This window comes from Nocardiopsis chromatogenes YIM 90109 (assembly GCF_000341185.1).
Classification (GTDB): domain Bacteria; phylum Actinomycetota; class Actinomycetes; order Streptosporangiales; family Streptosporangiaceae; genus Nocardiopsis_A; species Nocardiopsis_A chromatogenes.
On record NZ_ANBH01000361.1, the window covers coordinates 1 to 18,692 of the forward strand.

General features: G+C 74.0%; 15 protein-coding genes. 6 read left to right on the forward strand and 9 right to left on the reverse strand.

Translation table 11 applies throughout. The annotated features are described in order from the left end of the window. The first annotated feature begins 699 nt into the window (after positions 1-699). A complete protein-coding gene (locus tag D476_RS0130530) occupies positions 700-2,013 on the forward strand; it encodes a DEAD/DEAH box helicase (protein ID WP_017627669.1) in 1,314 nt (437 codons plus the stop codon). 245 nt (positions 2,014-2,258) lie between these two features. Here the strand turns inward: D476_RS0130530 and D476_RS35845 are convergent, their stop codons facing one another. Beyond that, on the reverse strand, positions 2,259-2,942 hold the full coding sequence (locus D476_RS35845; RefSeq protein WP_017627670.1) for a chromosomal replication initiator protein DnaA: 684 nt from the start codon (positions 2,940-2,942) through the stop codon (positions 2,259-2,261). A gap of 350 nt (positions 2,943-3,292) precedes the next feature. Here D476_RS35845 and D476_RS0130540 point away from each other — a divergent pair, with 350 nt between their 5' ends. From D476_RS0130540 to D476_RS0130550, 3 genes are all read left to right on the forward strand, one after another. Then, positions 3,293-4,750 (forward strand): alanine/glycine:cation symporter family protein, encoded by a 1,458-nt coding sequence (locus D476_RS0130540; protein ID WP_017627671.1) that lies wholly within the window; start codon positions 3,293-3,295, stop codon positions 4,748-4,750. 372 nt (positions 4,751-5,122) lie between these two features. Continuing rightward, a complete protein-coding gene (locus tag D476_RS0130545) occupies positions 5,123-6,196 on the forward strand; it encodes a permease (RefSeq protein ID WP_017627672.1) in 1,074 nt (357 codons plus the stop codon). Beyond that, positions 6,193-6,933, forward strand: coding sequence for a TIGR03943 family putative permease subunit (locus D476_RS0130550; RefSeq protein ID WP_017627673.1), 741 nt, complete (start codon positions 6,193-6,195; stop codon positions 6,931-6,933). The genes D476_RS0130545 and D476_RS0130550 overlap by 4 nt, the downstream gene beginning before the upstream one ends. A 36-nt stretch (positions 6,934-6,969) precedes the next feature. On the opposite strand, the gene D476_RS0130555 is transcribed toward D476_RS0130550, so the two are convergent. The 5 genes from D476_RS0130555 to D476_RS0130575 all read right to left on the reverse strand — a co-directional run bounded on the left by D476_RS0130555 (position 6,970) and on the right by D476_RS0130575 (position 11,876). After that, positions 6,970-7,803 carry an IclR family transcriptional regulator gene (locus D476_RS0130555; RefSeq protein ID WP_017627674.1) on the reverse strand — a complete coding sequence of 278 codons (834 nt, stop codon included), beginning with the start codon at positions 7,801-7,803 and terminating at the stop codon, positions 6,970-6,972. Continuing rightward, positions 7,800-8,651, reverse strand: a complete 852-nt coding sequence (locus tag D476_RS0130560) for a carbohydrate ABC transporter permease (protein ID WP_017627675.1) — start codon at positions 8,649-8,651, stop codon at positions 7,800-7,802. The genes D476_RS0130555 and D476_RS0130560 overlap by 4 nt, the downstream gene beginning before the upstream one ends. Further along, positions 8,651-9,598 carry a carbohydrate ABC transporter permease gene (locus tag D476_RS0130565; protein WP_017627676.1) on the reverse strand — a complete coding sequence of 316 codons (948 nt, stop codon included), beginning with the start codon at positions 9,596-9,598 and terminating at the stop codon, positions 8,651-8,653. Before D476_RS0130565 ends, D476_RS0130560 begins: the two co-directional genes overlap by 1 nt. An 8-nt stretch (positions 9,599-9,606) precedes the next feature. Continuing rightward, entirely contained in the window at positions 9,607-10,905 is a 1,299-nt protein-coding gene (locus D476_RS0130570) for an extracellular solute-binding protein (protein ID WP_017627677.1), read from the reverse strand. A 509-nt stretch (positions 10,906-11,414) separates the two neighbouring features. Then, complete coding sequence (locus D476_RS0130575; RefSeq protein ID WP_017627678.1) at positions 11,415-11,876, reverse strand: SSI family serine proteinase inhibitor; 462 nt, start codon at positions 11,874-11,876, stop codon at positions 11,415-11,417. A gap of 443 nt (positions 11,877-12,319) precedes the next feature. Here D476_RS0130575 and D476_RS0130580 point away from each other — a divergent pair, with 443 nt between their 5' ends. Beyond that, positions 12,320-13,882 (forward strand): sensor histidine kinase, encoded by a 1,563-nt coding sequence (locus tag D476_RS0130580; RefSeq protein WP_017627679.1) that lies wholly within the window; start codon positions 12,320-12,322, stop codon positions 13,880-13,882. After that, entirely contained in the window at positions 13,879-14,220 is a 342-nt protein-coding gene (locus D476_RS0130585) for a hypothetical protein (RefSeq protein WP_017627680.1), read from the forward strand. The genes D476_RS0130580 and D476_RS0130585 overlap by 4 nt, the downstream gene beginning before the upstream one ends. Positions 14,221-14,399: 179 nt before the next feature. Here D476_RS0130585 and D476_RS0130590 read toward each other — a convergent pair whose 3' ends face one another. The 3 genes from D476_RS0130590 to D476_RS35160 form a co-directional block, all read right to left on the reverse strand. Further along, entirely contained in the window at positions 14,400-15,878 is a 1,479-nt protein-coding gene (locus tag D476_RS0130590; RefSeq protein ID WP_017627681.1) for a S28 family serine protease, read from the reverse strand. A 1,062-nt stretch (positions 15,879-16,940) separates the two neighbouring features. After that, positions 16,941-17,714 (reverse strand): ABC transporter ATP-binding protein, encoded by a 774-nt coding sequence (locus D476_RS0130600; protein ID WP_017627683.1) that lies wholly within the window; start codon positions 17,712-17,714, stop codon positions 16,941-16,943. After that, on the reverse strand, positions 17,711-18,692 hold a 982-nt coding region (locus D476_RS35160; RefSeq protein WP_017627684.1), incomplete at its 5' end, for a FecCD family ABC transporter permease. The genes D476_RS35160 and D476_RS0130600, both read right to left, overlap by 4 nt.

Here is an 18,692-nt window from a genome sequence, read left to right on the forward strand (position 1 = left end):
TGTGCCGTCGCCGCCATTTACGGTGGCCACGCACACGCCCGGCGGCCGACGACGCTGCGGTGAGGGCCGCCGCCCTTGGTCGTTGCTGCCCTCTCCCTCACATCCCGGCAACCCGCCGCTCGACCGGGACCCGTGAGCGGGGCACCAGCCCAGCCGCCGTCCTCCCGGACCGGGAGAAACCCGGCGGAAGGCAGATGGCGTCGGCTGGAGTGGTGGGACTTCCGTCCGGCAGGGTCGGCCTGTTGGTGACGGTTCCGAGGTGGACCGGGCCGGGCTTCGAAGCCCTGGCCAGCGGCCGCCTTCGGCGGGTGCGGCCCCCGGCCGCCAGNCGGCAGAAGTTCCACCACTCCAGCCGACGTGACCCGTGGCCTCCGTCGCCGCCGCTTCTTCGCCTCGGCCGTCCGCCCTCCGCCCGGGAATCGATTCCCGGGTACGCAGCCCCGACGTGTGGGGATCACCTCCCGGCGGCCTCCCCTGCCGGGGCCGGGGCGTGCGGTCTGGGGCCTTCTAGTACGCTGCTCCTCGGCGGTCGATCTTCGCTGCGCGCATCCGGCGCGACGGGCCGCTCGGCGCCCGGCCGGACTCCGGCTCCGAGGCGCGGCATCCGGCGCGTTCGCTCGGCCGCCCGTCCGTGCCACCCCGCACGGTGTGGGGCCTTCCCCGGAACGTCGCCGTTTCGACGAGGAAGGTAGACGTCACTTGACGGACACTGCCGCGCGCCCTGCGTTCGACGGCCTGGGCCTGCCCGAGCCGCTCGTCCGGACACTGGAGCGCAACGGTGTGACCCGGCCGTTCCCCATTCAGGCGGCCGCCATCCCCGACGCCCTCGCCGGGCGCGATGTGCTCGGCTGCGGGCGCACCGGGTCGGGCAAGACCCTGGCCTTCGGGCTGCCGCTGCTGGTCCGCGCCTCCGCCCGCCGGGCCGCGCCCAAGCGCCCCCGCGCCCTGGTGCTCGTCCCCACCCGCGAGCTCGCCCACCAGGCCCGGGACGCGCTCATGCCCTACGCCCGCGCGGTGGGCGCGCACATCGGCGACGTCGTCGGCGGCACCCCCTACGGTCGGCAGATCACCGCCCTCAGGCGCGGCGTCGACCTGCTCGTCGCCACCCCCGGCCGCCTCACCGACCTCATCGAGCAGGGCGCCTGCGACCTGGGCGCCGTGGAGGCCGCCGTCCTCGACGAGGCCGACCAGATGTGCGACATGGGCTTCCTCCCGCAGGTCCGCGACCTGCTCGACCGGATCCGTCCCGAGGCCCAGACCCTCCTGTTCTCGGCCACCCTCGACGGCGACGTCGACAGGCTCGTCCGCGCCTACATGTCGGACCCCGCGACCCACTCGGTGGACCCGCCGACCGCGCGCGTGGCCACCATGGACCACCACCTGCTCCGCGTCCTGCCCCGTGACAAGGACCGCGTCGTCACCGAGATCGCCGCCCGCGAAGGGCGCACCATCCTGTTCGTGCGCAGCAAGCACCGGGCCGACACCATCAGCGAACGCCTGGCCGGCGCCGGGGTCCCCGCCGCGTCCCTGCACGGCGGCAAGTCCCAGAGCGTGCGCAGCAGGACCCTGGCCAAGTTCCGCGACGGCCGCATCCGCGCCCTGGTCGCCACGGACGTGGCCGCCCGGGGCATCCACGTCGACGGGATCGACTTGGTGGTCAACGTCGACCTGCCCAACGGGCACAAGGACTACCTGCACCGGGGCGGGCGTACCGCCCGCGCGGGCGAGTCCGGGCGCGTGGTCTCGATCGTCCAGCCCAACCAGCGCCGGGTCGCGCGCCGTCTGCTCGGCGAGGCAGGGGTGCAGGCCGAGCAGCACCTGGTCAACCCCGGCGACGACCTGCTGGCCGAGGTGACCGGGGCCCAGCAGCCCTCCGGCGTGCCGTGGGTGGAGCCGCCCGAGCCGGAGCGCCCGCGCAGCCGCGGCCCCCGGAGGGGCCCACGCCGCAGCGGTCCCGGGCACGGCCGCCGCCCGCGGGGAGGCCGCGAAGGCGCCCGCCGTTCGGGCGACTGACCGCGGTGATCCCCGGGAGGCCGGCCTCATCGGGGGCGGGCCTCCTTGGGGCCGACGCGGGGGCACCGAGTCGTGGATGGTCGGGGGCCGGGACGGGTCTGGCACCGGGCGAACGGATGCCCGGTGTGGGCTGGGCCGTCGGTGCCACCAAGGGAAGCGGGCCTTCCGGAGGCCGACGCGGAGGGCACGGCACTGTAAGCGGCCCGGGGCATGGCACGGGCGTGGCACGCTTACGGATCTCCGGCTCAGCCGTGGGCGCGGAACTCCAGACACCGGCGGTGCACCTCCGCCAAGGACGCGCGGGCGTCCTCGTGCTCGCCCTCCTCGGGCGGCAGGTCCCTCAGGCGCCACACCGCGTCCTGCACCCTCCACCTCATGTGGTCGCCCTCGGGCGACCGCCCCGGCGGGCCGAACTCGCGGCGGATGGCCGCCAGGCAGAACCTTCCCAGCTCCTCGGGCGTCGCCTCCTCACGCGGGGGAGGCGGGGCGGTGCCCGCATTCGGGCGGGGGCGGGCCGTTCCCTGTGGCGGTGAGGATCCGCCGGGGGAGGGAACGGTTCCGTCGGCGTCGGACTCGGGCGCTGCGTCCGTCGGCTCCTGCTCGTCGCCGAGGGAGGGGGCGTCCCCGTCCGCTGCGGTCGAACCGGTCGGAGGCGCCGGGCGGGGCTCTTCGGTTTCGGGGCCCACCGCCCCCGTCCCCCCGTGGTCGGCGCCGTGGACGAGCTGCTCCTCGGTCACCGTGTCGTCCGTGATCCCCAGCCCCAGTGCCAGGCACCCCCCGAGGACGAACACCGCGGCGCCCACCGCCACCCACACCCATGCCGGGCCGAGCGTCAGCGCCACCCCGGCGCCCGTGAACCCGGCGACCATCAGGCCGACGCAGACCCAGCTCCGCCCGTGTCCGAGATGGGAGGCGCCGTCGCCGTCCATGGCCGCTCCTAACCTCGCCCGCCTCTGCTCGGAGCGGTTCCCGCGCGCCGTGCCCGATAACCCGCACCCAAGGGAAATCCGAGGTTTGTGGCCGTGTGAGGGAAAGGTCTGATTTGGGTGTACAGTCTCCTGTGCGCGGGGTCACCCCGTATTGCTCGGCGTGTCGGTGATCAGCACGAACGCGCTGCGCACCCAAGATGGAAGCGGTGGACGCCCACGGGGGATCCGGGGGTCGCCGCTCGCGTCGGCCTCCCCACCGGGCGGCCGCACCGTCGCTGCCGGCCCGCACAGCCTCCACCCGGGAACCCCGGGCGGTGCGCCGTGCCCGCCTCGAAGGAGAACTCCACCGCGTGGACGCACTGAACGACGCCATCGTCTCTGTGAACGATGTGTTCTGGGGCTACCTGCTCATCCCCTTCCTGCTCATCCTCGCCGTCTACTTCACGGTGCGCTCGGGGGCCGTGCAGGTCCGCCTCTTCCCCGAGATGTTCCGCGTGCTGCGCGGCCAGCCGCCCGCGGCGGCCGACGGCAAGAAGGCGATCTCCTCCTTCCAGGCGTTCGCCATCTCCGCCGCCTCGCGCGTGGGCACCGGAAACATCGTCGGCGTCGCCACCGCCATCGCCCTCGGCGGCCCCGGCGCCGTGTTCTGGATGTGGCTGATGGCGCTCCTGGTCGGCTCGGCCGCGTTCGTCGAGTCCACCCTCGCCCAGTTGTTCAAGGTGCGCGACCGCACCGGCTTCCGCGGCGGCCCCGCCTACTACATGCAGTTCGGCCTGGGCGCCCGCTGGATGGGCCTGATCTTCGCCGTCGTCATCACCGTGACCTTCGGCTTCATCTTCAACTCGGTGCAGGCCAACAGCATCGCCGACGCCATCGACAGCTCCGTGGCCGCCGTCGGCGTGCAGACCGGCCCGGGCCTGCTGTGGGGCGTGGGCGTCGCGCTGGCGATCCTGGTCGCCGCGGTCATCTTCGGCGGCGTGCGCCGCATCGCCCACGTCGCCCAGCTCCTGGTGCCCTTCATGGCCCTGGCCTACCTGGTCATCGGCCTGGTCGTGGTCGCCATGAACCTGAGCGAGGTCCCGCGGGTGCTCGGCGACATCGTCTCCGGCGCGTTCGGCGTCCGCGAGTTCGTCTCCGGCGGGATCGGCGCCGCCATCGTGCAGGGCATGCGCCGCGGCATGTTCTCCAACGAGGCCGGCCTGGGCTCGGCCCCCAACGCCGGTGCCACCGCCGCCGTCAGCCACCCGGTCAAGCAGGGCCTGGTGCAGACCCTGGGCGTCTACTTCGACACCCTGCTGATCTGCTCCATCACCGCCTTCATCGTGCTGGTCGCCAACCCCTCCTACGGCGAGCGCGAGGGCGCCTCGCTCACCCAGGCCTCGCTGGAGGCCAACCTGGGCGTGTGGGCGGTGCACGCGCTCACCGTCATCCTCTTCCTGCTGGCCTTCACCTCGGTGCTGGGCAACTACTACTACGGCGAGTCCAACCTGCGCTTCATGTCCGCCTCCACCGGGGTCGTGAACGGCTACCGGGTGCTGGTGCTGGCCATGGTGCTCGCGGGCGCGGTCGCCCCGCTGGACCTGGTGTGGACCATGGCCGACGTCTTCCAGGGCGTCATGGCCACCATCAACCTGATCGCGATCGCCCCGCTGGCGGGCATCGCCTTCCTGCTGCTGCGCGACTACACCGCCCAGCGCAAGGAGGGGCGCGACCCGGTGTTCACCCGCGACCGCCTGCCCGGTGTCGCCGGGGTGCAGTGCTGGGAGAGCGAGACCGACCTGGCCCCGGCGCCCGGCGACCGCCTCTAGGGGGGCGGATCCGGGGAACCCTCCCGGCCGCCGCCCCGCCGAATCAGAGACGGCCCCGGTCCGACGCGGACCGGGGCCGTCCGCGTGCGCGGAGCGCCATCTCGGGGCCGCCGATCCTGTGGAAGGCCCGCACTCCGGTCCCCGGACGCTGTACCCTCTGTCCGACTTCCACGTACCCTCTGTCCCACCTCCACCGCGCCCCGGCGAGGCCCGACACCCCGACGACCGGCCGGCGGCGGCGATGCCCCGACCCGGCGGGCGCCGCGGGAACGCGCCGCGCCCCTGAGCGCGGGCGATAACCGTTTTCGGTACCATTCGCCGGGTACCGCGCGCCGCACCACGGCACCAGCCCACCCGATACGGAGTGCACACGTGTCCGACAGCCCACCGGGCCCGGCCCGGCCGCAGGCCTCCTCCCTCGGTGACTCGATCGTCGCGGACTGGGACGGCCCCGGGGACGAGCTCCCGCCACCGGACTGGGGCCGCCCCAGCGGCCCCCGGCGCGCCGCGACCGTCTGGCTCTTCGCGATCCTCATCAGCGCCATGGCCGCGGCCAACGTGTGGCTCGCCGGAGGCCTGGAGCACGAGGCCTTCCTCGCCTGGGCCACCGTCTTCACCGCCATCTCCTTCCAGGCGCTGCCGTTCCTGGTGTTCGGCGTCGCCCTGTCGGCCGCCCTGACCGCGTTCGTCCCCGCCTCCTTCTACCGCAAGGTCATCCCCCGGAACCCGATGGCCGCGGTCCCCGTCGCCGGACTGTCCGGCGCCGTGCTGCCCGGCTGCGAATGCGCCTCCGTCCCCATCGCCGGGGGCCTCATCAAGCGCGGCATCGCCCCCGCCGCCGCGCTCACCTTCCTGCTCGCCGCCCCCGCCATCAACCCGGTGGTGCTCGTCGCCACCGCCGTGGCCTTCCCCGGCCGCCCCGAGGTGTGGGTGGCGCGGCTGCTCGCCTCGCTCGGCGCCGCCGTGGTCGTCGGCTGGATCTGGGCGCGCCTGGGCAAGGCCGACTGGCTGCGCCCGCCGCGCGCCAACCACGACCCCGACGCCACCAAGGCCGAGGTCTTCCGCGACTCGATGGTGCACGACCTCATCCACGCCGGGGGCTTCCTCGTCGTCGGCGCCATCGCCGCCGCCACCCTCAACGTCGCCGTCCCGCGCGAATGGGTCAACGGCGTCGGCGACCTGCCCGTCGTGGGCGTGCTGGTCCTGGCGGCGCTGGCGATCCTGCTGTCGATCTGCTCCGAGGCCGACGCCTTCGTCGCCGCCAGCCTCAACGCCTTCTCCCCGACCGCCCAGCTCGCCTTCATGGTGGTGGGCCCCATGGTCGACCTGAAGCTCATCGCCCTGCAGGCGGGTACCTTCGGCTGGGGCTTCGTGCGCCGCTTCGTCCCCCTCACACTCGCCGCCACCCTGGTGTTCACGTTCCTGATCGGAGGGCTGCTCCTGTGAACCGGATCGCCCAAGGCCTGGTCCTGGTGCTGCTCGGCGCCGCCGCGCTGGGCACCACGCTCGCCTCCGACCTGTACCTCAACTACGTGCAGGGCTACTTCCGGCCCTTCCTCATCGCGGCCGGTGCGGTCCTGGTGGCCCTGGGCGCCGTGGTGATCGCCGCCGACCTGCGCTCGGCCGCCCGGGGCTCCGACAGGCAGGACGCCGCCTCCTGCGGCCACGGCGCCGAGGGAGGGCCCCGGGTGGCGTGGCTCCTGCTGCTGCCCGTGGTGTCGGTGTTCGTGGTGGCCCCGCCCGCCCTGGGCGCCTACACCGCCACCGCCCAGGGCCCCTCGTCCGCCCCGGACCGGGTCGACCTCAGCGAGTACCGCGACGACCCCTTCGCCGAGGCCGGTGACGGGCCGGTGGAGCTGGAGATGCGCGAGTTCGTCTCCCGTGCCTGGACCGACGAGGAGCGCACCATGTCCGGCAAGACCATCGAACTGACCGGGTTCACCGTGCCGAACCCGGAGGGCGAGGGCTGGTACCTGGCCCGGCTGGAGATGGCCTGCTGCGCCGCCGACGCGGTGGTCAACCGGGTGCTCATCACCGACGAGCCCGCCCCCGAGGCCGATAGCTGGTGGCGGGTGCGCGGCACCTGGGACGAGCCCGAGGGCGACCTGCAGGAGGTGCGCGACCACCGGTTCACCGTCGAGGAGATGGACGAGGTGGCCGACCCGCCCGACCCCTACGAGTAGGGCCCACCGGGCCCACCGGGGCGGGTGGGCCCCGCCTCAGCCCGGCCCGGCCGCCGCCCCCGACCCGCGCGGGGGCGGCGGCGCCGCGGGGGCGCCCAGGTCGGCGGAGATGCGCGCGGCCACCGCCGCCACCTGCGGGCCCAGCTGCCGCACCCGCGCCGCAGGGAGGCGGCTCACCAGCGAGGACACACTGATCGCGGCGATCGGGTCGCGGTTGTGGTCGAACACCGGGGCCGCCACGCACCGCACCTCCGGCTCGTTCTCCCGGTCGTCGATGGCATAACCGCGCTCGCGCACCCGCCGCAGCTCCTCCACGAACACCTCCGGATCGGTGACGGTGCGCGGCGTCGCCGGGGACAGCCCCTCCTCCAGCACGTCCCGCACCAGGTCGGGCGGGGCGAAGGCGAGGATCGCCTTGCCGACCGCGGTGCGGTGGGCCGGCATCCGCGCGCCGATCCGGGAGGCCATCCGCACGGTCGTGGTGTTCTCCACCTTGTCCGCGTACACCACGTCGTGCCCGTCGAGCAGCACCAGGTGGCAGGTGTGCCCGGTGCGCCGCATCAGGTGCCGCAGGTGGTCCGAGGCCACCGAGCGCAGGTCCATCTGGTCCAGGTAGGCCTGCCACAGCGACAGCGCCGCCGGGCCCAGCCGGAACCGTCCGCTGTCCCGGTCGCGCGCCAGCAGCCCCGCCTCCAGCAGCGGCGCCGACAGCCGCAGCACCGAGCTCTTGTTCACCCCCACCCCCTCGGCGAGCTGGGTCAGGGTCGCCCCGCCGCTGGCGGCGGGCGTCGACCGGACGAACTCCAGGATGGCCAGGGCCCGGCGCAGCGACACCGAGGCGTTGCGGCGGGGGGCGGCGTCGGCGGTCATCCCTTCACGGCTCCTCCCAGGCCCGAGGCCAGTCGGCGCTGCACGAACAGGAAGAACACCAGCACCGGCAGCGTCATCAGCACCGACCCGGCCATGATCCCTCCCCAGTCGTTCTCGTCGGGCTTGAAGAACGACAGCAGCGCGATCGGCAGCGTCTGGTTCTCCTGCGCCGAGATGATGAAGGTGCGGGCGAACAGGAAGTCGTTCCAGGTCATGATGAAGGAGAAGATGCTGGTGGCCACCACCCCGGGGGCGGTCAGCGGGAACAGCACCCGGGTGACGAAGGTCAGGCTGCCCGCGCCGTCCAGCCAGGCCGCCTCCTCCAGCTCCCGGGGCACGGCGGCGACGAACCCGCGCAGCATCCAGATCGCCAGCGGCACCGCGAAGGCGGTGTGCACCAGCATCAGCGACCCCAGGTGGTTCAGGCCCAGGCCGGGTACGGTGCCGCCGATGGTGCGCATCAGGAAGAACAGCGGGATGGTCAGCGCCTCCACCGGCACCATCTGCGCGGTGATCACCATGATCAGCAGGGTGGTGCGCATGCGGAACCGGTACCGGGTCAGCGCCACCGCCGCCAGGAAGGCGCACAGCGTGGAGAAGACCACCACCACGGCCGCCACCAGCAGGCTGTTCAGCAGGTACTGGCCGAACCCGTCCACCAGCAGCACCCGGCGGAAGGAGTCCAGCGTCGGCTCCAGGGTGTAGGGCCGCGGGTCGCCCGCCTCCAGGGCGGTGCGGGGCTTGAGGGCCGACAGCACCATCCAGTACAGCGGGAACGCCACCGCCCCGGCGATGAGCAGCCCGGCGCCGTCCGTGCGGATCCGGCGCAGCGTCGTGACGCCTCGCATCACAGCACCTCCCCTTGGCGGCGCAGGGTCCGCAGGTACACCAGGGTGATCAGGAGCAGCAGCACGGTGGTGACCACGCCGATGGCCGAGCCCAGCCCGTACTGGCTGGAGGCGAACGCCTGCTGGTAGGCGTAGACGTTGAGCACCAGGTTCTGCCCGGCGATCCCGCCGCCGCCCGTCATGATGTAGATCTGCGTGAAGATCTTGAAGTCCCAGATGATCGACTGGATGGTCACGATCGTCATCGCCGGGCGCAGCATCGGCAGCATCACCGACAGGGCGATCCTCCCGGTCGAGGCGCCGTCCAGCCGCGCCGCCTCGATCACCTCCCCGGGGATCGCGCGGATGCCCGCGTAGAGGGTGACCATGACGAACGGGAACGAGCACCACACCACCTGGGACCACACCAGGCCGAACGCGGACCACTTGCCGTAGGTCCAGGAGTGCCCGGTGAAGCCCTCCAGGCCCAGCCCGGCCAGGGCCTGGTTCACCGGGCCCAGCAGCGGGTCGAACAGGAACAGCCACACGGCGCTGCCGGTGACCGCCGGGGTGGCCCAGGCGCCCAGCGCCGCCAGGAACAGCAGGGTGCGCACCCACGGCGACAGGCGCGTGGCCAGGACGGCCAGGCCCCCGCCGACGGCCAGGGTGCCGACCACGCAGGCGGCGGCGAAGACGACGGTGTTGCCCAGCACCTCCCAGAACCGCGCGTCGGAGAACAGGTCGGCGTAGTTGTCCAGGCCGATGAAGCGCAGCGGCTCGGCGCCGGTGACCTGAGGCTGGCGGTAGTCGTAGAAGGAGACCAGCACGAGCTGGTACAGGGGGTAGACGAGCATCGTGCCCAGGACCGCCAGGGCGGGCACGAGGTACATCCACGGTTCGAGGGAGCGGCGCCGGGGCCCGGGGGAGGCGGCCCCCGGGCCCCGGCGTGCGGGTGCGAGCAGGCCCATGCGTCGGGTCACTCCCCGGCGAAGGCCTCGTCGAGCGAGGCGGACGCCTCCTCGGCGGCCTCGTCCACGTCCGCGTCGCCGGAGGCCACCCGCTGCACCATGGTGGGCAGCACCCCTTCGGCGTCGATGGCGGCCCAGGCGCCCGTGGCGGGCACGAACCGGGTCCCGGCGTCGATCGTCTCGATGAAGGGGGTGATGTCCTCGTCCTCGGCGGCGATCTCCTCGCGCACGTCGGTGAAGGTCGGCAGGTTGCCCATGGCGTCGTACATTTCGCGCTGGTACTCCTTGCCGGCCAGGAGCTTCATGAACTCCACCGACAGCGTGCGCTTGTCGGTCCCGGCGAGTACGCCCAGGTTGTTGCCGCCCGCGAAGGCGGGGGCGATGCTGCCGGGCTCGGTGCCGGGCAGCGGGACCACGGCGGCGTCGTCGGCGATGTCGCTGTCCTGGACCGCGTTGAGGTTGAAGTTGCCGCCGATGGTCATGGCGGCGTTCCCGGCGACGAAGTTCTGCACGCTGTCGTTGCCGCCCATCTCGGCGCAGGTCTGCGGCGGGCACACGTCGTCGGAGAGGATCTCGGAGTACAGCTCCAAGCCCTGCTTGGCCTCGTCGGAGGCGATGGCGGAGGTGTAGCCGTCGCCCTCCTGCTCGGCGATGTCGCCGCCGTGGGCCCAGACGAAGGGCAGGAAGCCGTAGGTGTAGGCGCCGCCGGCGGAGACGCCGAGCATGTCCGGGTCCTCCTCGCGGACGGCGCGCCCGGCCTCCACGACCTCCTCCAGGGTCTCGGGCGCCTCCAGGCCGAGGTCGTCGAAGACGTCGGTGCGGTAGTAGAGGGCGCGGGCCCCGAGGAACCACGGGACACCGTAGGTGCCGTCGCCGACCTGCGCGGTGGCGCCGACGTCCTCGGCGATGTCGGCGTGGTCCTCCCAGTCGGCCAGGTCCTCTGTGACGTCGAGGAAGCCGCCGGACTCGACGTACCCGGCCAGGTCGGTGTTGCCGTACTCGGCGACGTCGGGGGCGGAGGAGGGGTCGTTGAACGCGGCGCGGAAGCGCTCGGCACGGGTGTCGACCGGGATGTACTGCACGTCCACGGTGACGCCGTCGTGGGCGTCCTCGAACGCGGCGACGGCCTCGTCGACGACCGCCTCCTTGGGCTCCTGGTCGACCTCGGAGAACAGCCAGACGCGGAGGGTGCCCTCCATCTCGTCGGCGCCGGGGGAGGCGCCGTCGGTCTGGGCGGGAGCGCAGGCGGCCAGCGCCGCGGCGAGCCCGACGAGGGCGGCCGCGCGGACCGGGCGGGTTGGTCGCATCGGGTTCTCCTTCGGGGGAAAAGGGCGAGACCGGACGGAAAAAGCCGGTGGCCCATGAATGTAAGGAAGGTGTACAGATCCCCAGAAGAGGGTGAGCCCAATGTTGTGCAGTGCACAAGTGGGGGGCGACTATGCACGACGCCGCAGGTCATGGGGGAGGGGGTGTGGGTCCCCGGGGGAGCGGGCGTGAGGGGAGGGCGGGGGCGGCGGGGCGCGGAGGAGGGGCGCCCTTGGCGATGGTCTCGACGGGGGCGGAGTCGGACCGGGGGGCGAGAGCACCCTCGTTCGGCTTCGAGGGCACCTTCGCCGAGCCCGTCGCGGGGTGCCCCGGGCGCGCCGTATCGGCAGGCGGGAGCGCGGGTACGGCCTCGGCGGCGATCACCGGGCCCGGTCGGCGGCGGTGGGGGATGCGGGGCGTCCACCACCGCCGCCGACCGGTGTGTGTGCGGGTGCCCCGGGCGGCGCCGGCCCTTCGCGGAGGCCGGGTGCCTCGCGGCCGGGGCCCGGGCTCAGAAGTCGAAGACCCGGTCGGTCTCGACCTTGGCCACGCACGGGTTGCTGAACGTCTCGGTGTAGTCGACCGGGCGCTTGAACCAGTTCCCCTCGGCCGAGACCACGACCGGCCGGTACTCCATCGTGCACGGCTCGCCCGTGTTGCGCAGCAGCTCGAAGTGGCCGCCCGCCTCGGTCAGCGAGTCGCACGCCTCGGCGCGGTCGGGGTGCGAGCCGCCCGTCGGGTGGCACCTCAGGGTCACCCTGTTCCCGCCGCCCCCGTCCTCGAACGTCCACTCCAGCACCAGGCGCGCGGCGGAGTACCTGCCCTGCTGCGCGTCCAGCATCTCCTGCGCCTCGTGGATCTTCTGCGTCTTGTCATCGGGCCCGGCGGCGTGCACCGGGGACGCGGCGGCCAGTGCGACGGCCCCCGCCGCGGCCAGTCCTGCCAGGGCCGTTCTCGTCCTCAGGTTCGGCATCGCGGTCCTCTTCCTCGTCTGCGCGGTCTGCGTGGTCTGTGCGTGGTCTCCGTCGTCTCCGTGCGGCTCGCCGCCTCCGCCCTCCGGGGCCCGTATCGCGCACACCCCCGAGTACGCTCTTCGGGCCTCGGGATGCGGCCGCTGCATGTGGCTGCTGCGGCGCGGGCTCCCGGAACGCGGCCCCGGCACGTGGCCGCGGCGCCTGCACGGACGGGCCGGAGTGTCCGCGCGCCCTCCGTCCACGGCGCGCGATCCACTACCGCCTGTCATTGAATCGTGACTGCGTGCTGTTCGCGGGTGATTCGGAGAAATCACCGCGTGTCCGTCCCCGGTGCGGTGGTAAAAGCTCCGCAAAACCCCCATTCCGCCGTCCGTGTCACGTGTGGGTCCTTCCGCCCCTCCTGCGACGATCGGTGGGCCGGTCGGTCGAGGGGCGGTTTCCCATGGGCATGTGGCGGCGGCTGCGGCCGCGCTCGATCCGGGGTCGGGCGACCGCCGGATCGCTGCTCATCGTGACCCCGCCGCTGGCGCTGGCGCTGGTCCTGGTCGGGATCGGGGTGGAGCACGAGAGCGAGCGGGAGCGCTTCGACCGGGCCGGTGCCACGGCACGGCAGGTCTCCATCCACATCGAGACCCGGGGCTACGAGGGAGCCATCCCGCCCACCGCCGGTGTGCTGCGCATCCAGGTGGTGGACGACGGCGGAGAGGTCGTCGCCGCGAGCTCCGCCATGCAGGGCAGGCCCCCGCTGATCTCCGCGCGGCCCGAGCACGGCGACTTCCTCGTGGAGGAGGCCCTGTGCCCCGAGAAGGGGGGCGAGGGGTGCCTCAGCGTCGTCGGCGTCGAGACCGACTCCGAGGCCTACGGCCCGGTGATCGTCTACGCCGCGGTCTCCTACTCCCGCGGCGCCGCCGGGCCGCTCCTGGAGTTCAGCCTGGCGGGGGTGGGCGTACTGGTGCTGGGCGCCGTCGGCTGGATGGCCTGGCGCGGCGCCGGACGCGCGCTGCGGCCGGTCGAGAGCATCCGCCGCGACCTGGAGCGGCTGTCCGCGCGCGACCCCGGCCGCAGACTGCGCATCCCCACCACGGGAGACGAGCTCGCCGAACTGGCCCGCACCGGCAACGCCACCCTCGACCGCCTGGAGCGGGCGATGGACCGCCAGCGCAGCTTCGTCTCCGACGCCTCGCATGAGCTGCGCAACCCGATCGCGGGGATGCGCACCCGGCTGGAGGTGGAGCTGGCCGACCCGGACCCCGATCCCGAATCGGCCCGACGCTCGTTGGAGGGGCTGCTGCAGGACGTGGAGCGGCTCCAGCGCATCGTCGGCGACCTGCTGGAACTGGCCCGGCTCGACGCCGACGTGGCGGCCGGGAACACCGAGATCGACCTGGCGGAACTGGTGCTCGCCGAGGTGGAGCGCCGGGTCTGCACGGTGGAGGTGGGAACCGACCTGGAGCCCGGAGCGCGGGTGCGCGCCGACCGGGTGCGGCTGGGGCGGGTGCTGACCAATCTGCTGGCCAACGCCGAGCGGCACGCCCGCGAGTACATTCTCGTGGCGGTGCGCACCGAGGGCGACACCGTCGTCATGGAGGTGCACGACGACGGGGCGGGCATCCCCGAGGCCGACCGGGAGCGCGTCTTCGAGCGGTTCGCGCGGTTGGCCGAATCGCGGCGCAGGGACCCGGGCGGGTCGGGGCTGGGGCTGGCGATCTCCCGGGCCGTCGCCGAGGCGGGCGGGGGGACGCTGACCGCCGGTGAGAGCCCGCTGCTGGGCGGGGCGGTGCTGGTGATGCACCTGCCTTCGGCCGCCGACAGGCCGGGTGGCGGGTCGGACGCCGGGCCCGGGGGCAGGCCCGGAGGTGGGACCGGCGGTCAAGAGGCGGCCGAGGGGGAGTCGGCCGGGGCCGCCGCGGATAGGGGCACGGGGGCCGAGGAGTACGGCGGCCGGGGACGGGCGCGCCGCGGCCGCACGGGAGACAGGGAAGCCGAAGGGGAGGACGGGCGATGACCGAGCGGGATCCTGACTGGGAGGCCGAGCGCTTCGGCGGCGACGACGAGCGCCTGCGCCGGGAACGGCGCGAGGAGGAACAGCGCGAGGCGGAGATGGGCGACGACGAACAGGAGGTCGACGTCGGCCTGTGGGAGCGCTACATCGAGGACCCGCCGGAGGGGGAGTTGGACCCGAGGGCAGAGGAGGGGGAGGAGCCCGGCGAACTCGGCATCTCCGAGGAGGTGGCCGAGGAGGCGCGCCGGGGCGAGCGGGACGCGCCGCTGAACGGATACGAGGACGGCGAACCGGACGGCCCGGAGGGGGAGGCGATCCGGGTCCGCCGCGATGAGGAGTGACGAGGAGTGGGGTCGTCGCCGCGCTGACGTCGTCCCGTCGCGGTGACGGCGCCCTGTCGAGCGGTGGCTCGGCTGGCGCATTCGCGCGCCCCGTCCGGGGGCGGGTCGGCGATGTACTCGGGGCGACCGCCGCCCCGAGCGTGGCGGGGCCGCGGTCCCCGGTGCCTCGAGGACGGGATCTACCGGCGCGGGATCGGCGGCCCCTCCTCCTCGGCGCGCTCACGCTCTCCCCGGCCGTCGAGTTCGGCGTCGTAGGGCGCGATCGCGCCGTCGTCCGCCTCCTCCTCGACCCCGGCGTACCGCAGCACGGCCGCCGTCGCCGCCGCCTCGTCCCGGGGCGTCAGCGAGGAGATGGACGCGTAGTGGTTCGCCTCCGGCGCCTCGAACAGGTGGCTGTCCTCGGTCCTCCGGCCGGGGCGGAACCGCTCCGCGCTCCACGGGTCCATCTCCCCGTACACGAACAGCATGTTCTCCGCCCGCCAGCGCACCCACCAGTCCGTCCCCCACGTCAGAGTGGGGTCGAACGGGCCCATCTCCACCTCGGCGGGCACGTGGTCGCGCGCGTCCAGGCCGGGGTAGCGGAGCAGGTGCTTCAGGTGCGGTGCCCGGGGGCGCGGGTCCCCCAGCTCGGTCCCGGCCTGGTAGTAGTACGGCGAGTACCGCTCCACCACCTGGTCGGTGAAGAACGCGAACCCGTAGGCCTCGTCCAGCCACGCCCACAGCTCGTCGTCCGACACGTCGGGCGAGGGGACCGACGCGCAGTCCGCCGCGTCGCCGTACTGCCAGAAGCCCCACGGCAGGTCGAGGACGACCGCCTCCAGCGCCTTGTCTGCCGACCCCATGACCCGGTCGAAGGTGGCGTCGTGGCGCTCGGCGTACTCCTCGTAGCGCTCGACCATCGCCTCGCGCCGCTCCAGGGTCTCCACCTGCACCGCCTTCAGCGCCTCCCGGCACTCGCGCGGGCCGACGCGCTCCAGCATCCGCTCATAGGCCGTGTCGCCGGGCCGGTCGGCGTCGTTGGGGGCGACGTAGGCGACGACGCCGTCCATGTCGTCGGGGTAGAGGCGCTCGTAGAACACCGCCGTCATGCCGCCCTTGCTGCCCCCGGTGGAGATCCACTCCTCCGGGTAGAGGGGGGCGAGCGCGGTGAACACCCGGTGCTGGTCGGCGGCGGCCTGCTCGGTGCTCAGGGCCGACCAGTCCGTCCCGGTGTCGGGGACCGACTCGCCGAAGTAGCGGTACTCCAGCGACACCTGGTTGGCGTCGGCGATGCGCGTCGGTTCCGAGCGCGACGGCTCCGGGTCCGCGGGCAGGTCGTATCCGGAGGTGGAGAAGACGGTGGGCCGGTCGGTGCCCCGGTGCAGGACGGTCAGGCGCTGCTCGAACGTACCGGCGCCGGGGTCGCCGTGGTCGGTCGGCTGGGTGTAGGCGAGGACGAAGAAGCGGTGGTCCTCGGCGGGCTTCTCTTCGATGAGCCGCATCCCGGGGACGGCGAGCAGCCGGTCCAGGATGTCTCCGGCGGACCGGTCGGCCCGGTCGGCGGCGGGGGCGCCGGTCGGGGCGGCGGCCGCCGCGGGGGCGGGGGCGAGGAGGGAACCGGCGAGCAGGGCCGCGGTGGCGGCCGCGGCGGCACCGAGGCGGGGGGACGGTCTGCGCAAGACGCACCTCATGGGTCCGGGGAGCGGTCCGGCCGGTGCGCGGTCGGCGCCCGACCGCACGCCAAACTAGACAGAAGCGGCGAGCGGGGCAATGGGCCCCCGCAGGGCTCCCCGCCGCCCCGCCGGAGGTGACCGGTTCCGGGTGCGACGGAGGCTCTCATCCCTGGGAAGGGGGCATGCCAGCGCCGAGGAAGTGCCCCGGTGGTCTGGGCGATCGCGCTCCGGGGCGCGGCCAGGCCCTGGCTGGGCACCCCTGCGCGGCCGGTCACCGGGGCCGAGGGCGACGCAGACGTCTCCCAGCGGGAACAGGTCTCAACCGAGGGTGAGGCGTTGCTTCCGGGGCTCCAATGACCCCGAAACACTCCGGTCGCGGTGCGCGGGCCCGCATCGACCGGTCTCATCGGTTGGAGGGCGCTGTCGGTGGGTCTGGTGGTGCGGCGGGAGGTGCGGGGAGCGGCCAGGGGTATTCCTGTGAGCCGTGCGTACGTACCGGCCGGGTTCACCGCGGCGGCGGGCACGTGGGCCGTGTCCGACCGCGTCGATGGCGGTTCAGGTGGCGTCCGCGGAGATCACTCCGCTCCAGCGGACGTGAACGGAGATGGGGCCGCGTCCGCTGGAGCGGTGCAAATTCTTGCGGCAGCGAGCGCCCTACGCCGGGCGGCCTTAGGCCACCCGGCCAGGGCCCTTGCTGCTCGGCGTCCCGGACCGCCCACGGGGCCCGACCGTCGGTGCGGATGCCATGCCGATCCGGGCGGACAGAAGCGGCACCGCCGCAGCGGAAGGGACCCGATCGCCCCGGCCAGGTCGGACGGAAATGGCACCACTCCAGCGGACATGACCTCGATGCATCGTCCCGGGAGGACCGGATCCCGCCGGAGACGCCAACGGTGTCCGTGGAGTGGTGCGGCCTCCGTCCGTCTGACCCACCTTCGGGAGTCCTGGCCGGTGCGCCGCCGTCGGCGGTTCCACTACGCGGCCGGACCCCGTCTCTTCGCGCGTGGGGGAGGACCCCGGGGGCGGCGAACCTGAGGCCGTCCCCGAGGCCGTCCACGGTGGTCGCCGCTATGCGGGCGCTCCCGGCAGGAAGCGTACGGACGGCCTGCCTCCCGGGCCGCGCGGCTCGACCTCCGAGCGCACCCCGTACACGTCGGCGATCAGCTCCTCGGTGACCACCTCGCCCGGCGTGCCCGCCGCCACCGGGCGGCCCTCCTTGAGGACCAGCAGGCGGTCGCAGAACATCGCGGCCAGATTCAGGTCGTGCAGCGCCACCACCGCGGTCACCTCCAGGCGCGCCACCAGGTCCAGCACCTCCAAGCGGTGGGCGATGTCGAGGTGGTTGGTCGGTTCGTCCAGCAGCAGCTCACGCGGCTCCTGCGCGAGGGCCCGCGCGATCTGCGCGCGCTGGCGCTCGCCGCCGGACAGGGTGCGCCACAGGTCCCCCGCCCGGTCGGCCAGGCCGACCCGCCCCAGGGCGTCGGCGACCGCGTCGTCGTCGGCCCGGGACGGTGCCGGCCACCCGCGCCGGTGGGGGATCCGGCCGAGCCCCGCCACCTCGGCCACCGTCAGGTCGGTCTCGGTCGCGGCGTCCTGCTCGACCACCGCGATGCGGCGCGCCGCCTCCCTGCGCCCCACCCGCGACAGCGGCACGCCGTCGAGCTCCACAGCGCCGGACGCCGCGGGCCTCAGCCCGGCCAGCAGCCGCAGCAGGGACGACTTCCCCGACCCGTTGGGCCCGAGGAGACCGGTGGTGGAACCCGGCTCGGGCTCCAGGCTCACACCGTCGACGACCAGGCGGCCGCCGACCGCCCACGACACCTCACGCGCGGCCAGGCTCATCGGCGGCCTCCCACCGGCCGGTGCGGGGCGTGGCCCGGTTCCGGCTCCCGGACCGGGCCGACGATACCCGCGGCGGCCCCGCGCGTGCGGTGCGCCTTCGGCCTCCGGCCCGTCCACCGCCGCTCCTGGGCCCGGGGGCGGCCCCGGTAGAGGATGTACATGAACGCGGGCACTCCGATCAGCGATGTCACCACTCCCACGGGAAGCTCCTGCGGGGCGAACGCGGTGCGGGCCAGCGTGTCGACCCACACCAGGAAGACCGACCCCGCCAGCGCGCTCGCGGGCAGGACACGCAGGTGCCCCGGGCCGGTCAGCGCCCGGACGGCGTGCGGCAGGACCAGGCCCACGAAGCCGATCGCCCCGGCTGCGCTGACCAGGAACGCGGTCATGAGTGCCGTGGCGGTCAGCAGCACCAGCCGTGCGCGCCCCACGGCCACCCCCAGCGCGGCCGCCGCGTCCTCCCCGAACGCGAAGGCGTCCAGCTCCCGCGCGCGCGGCACCGCCACGGCGATGACGGCCACCAGGGCGAGGGCGGAGGGCCACACATCCCCCCACCGCACGCCCCCGAGCGACCCGAGCAGCCAGAACAGCACCCCGCGCGTCTGCTCGGCGTCCGCGGAGGAGAACACGATCACGGAGGTGAGCGCGGAGAAGAGCTGCATCACGGCCACGCCCGAGAGGACGACCTTGGCGGTCGTTCCCCCGGACAGCCGACTGAGCAGGAGGACCGCGGCGAACGATGTGCACGCGCCGACGAACGCGCCGCCGGACAGCGTCAGCAGCCCGCCACCGGCCCCCAGGACGACGACGAGGACGGCGCCGGTCGACGCCCCCGACGACACCCCCAGCACGAACGGGTCGGCCAGCGGGTTGCGCAGCAGCGACTGCAGAACCGCGCCGCACACCGCGAGGCCGGCCCCGCACACCGCGGCGAGCAGCGCGCGCGGCAGGCGCAGGGCCCACCCGATGCCCCCCCGG

Coding starts and splice junctions, on each gene's coding strand:
- D476_RS35845 (WP_017627670.1), bottom strand. CDS start 2,942: ATGGACGGCGACGGCGCCTCCCATCTCGGACACGGGCGGAGCTGGGTC.
- D476_RS0130555 (WP_017627674.1), bottom strand. CDS start 7,803: ATGACCGCCGACGCCGCCCCCCGCCGCAACGCCTCGGTGTCGCTGCGC.
- D476_RS0130560 (WP_017627675.1), bottom strand. CDS start 8,651: ATGCGAGGCGTCACGACGCTGCGCCGGATCCGCACGGACGGCGCCGGG.
- D476_RS0130565 (WP_017627676.1), bottom strand. CDS start 9,598: ATGGGCCTGCTCGCACCCGCACGCCGGGGCCCGGGGGCCGCCTCCCCC.
- D476_RS0130570 (WP_017627677.1), bottom strand. CDS start 10,905: ATGCGACCAACCCGCCCGGTCCGCGCGGCCGCCCTCGTCGGGCTCGCC.
- D476_RS0130575 (WP_017627678.1), bottom strand. CDS start 11,876: ATGCCGAACCTGAGGACGAGAACGGCCCTGGCAGGACTGGCCGCGGCG.
- D476_RS0130580 (WP_017627679.1), top strand. CDS start 12,320: ATGGGCATGTGGCGGCGGCTGCGGCCGCGCTCGATCCGGGGTCGGGCG.
- D476_RS0130585 (WP_017627680.1), top strand. CDS start 13,879: ATGACCGAGCGGGATCCTGACTGGGAGGCCGAGCGCTTCGGCGGCGAC.
- D476_RS0130600 (WP_017627683.1), bottom strand. CDS start 17,714: ATGAGCCTGGCCGCGCGTGAGGTGTCGTGGGCGGTCGGCGGCCGCCTG.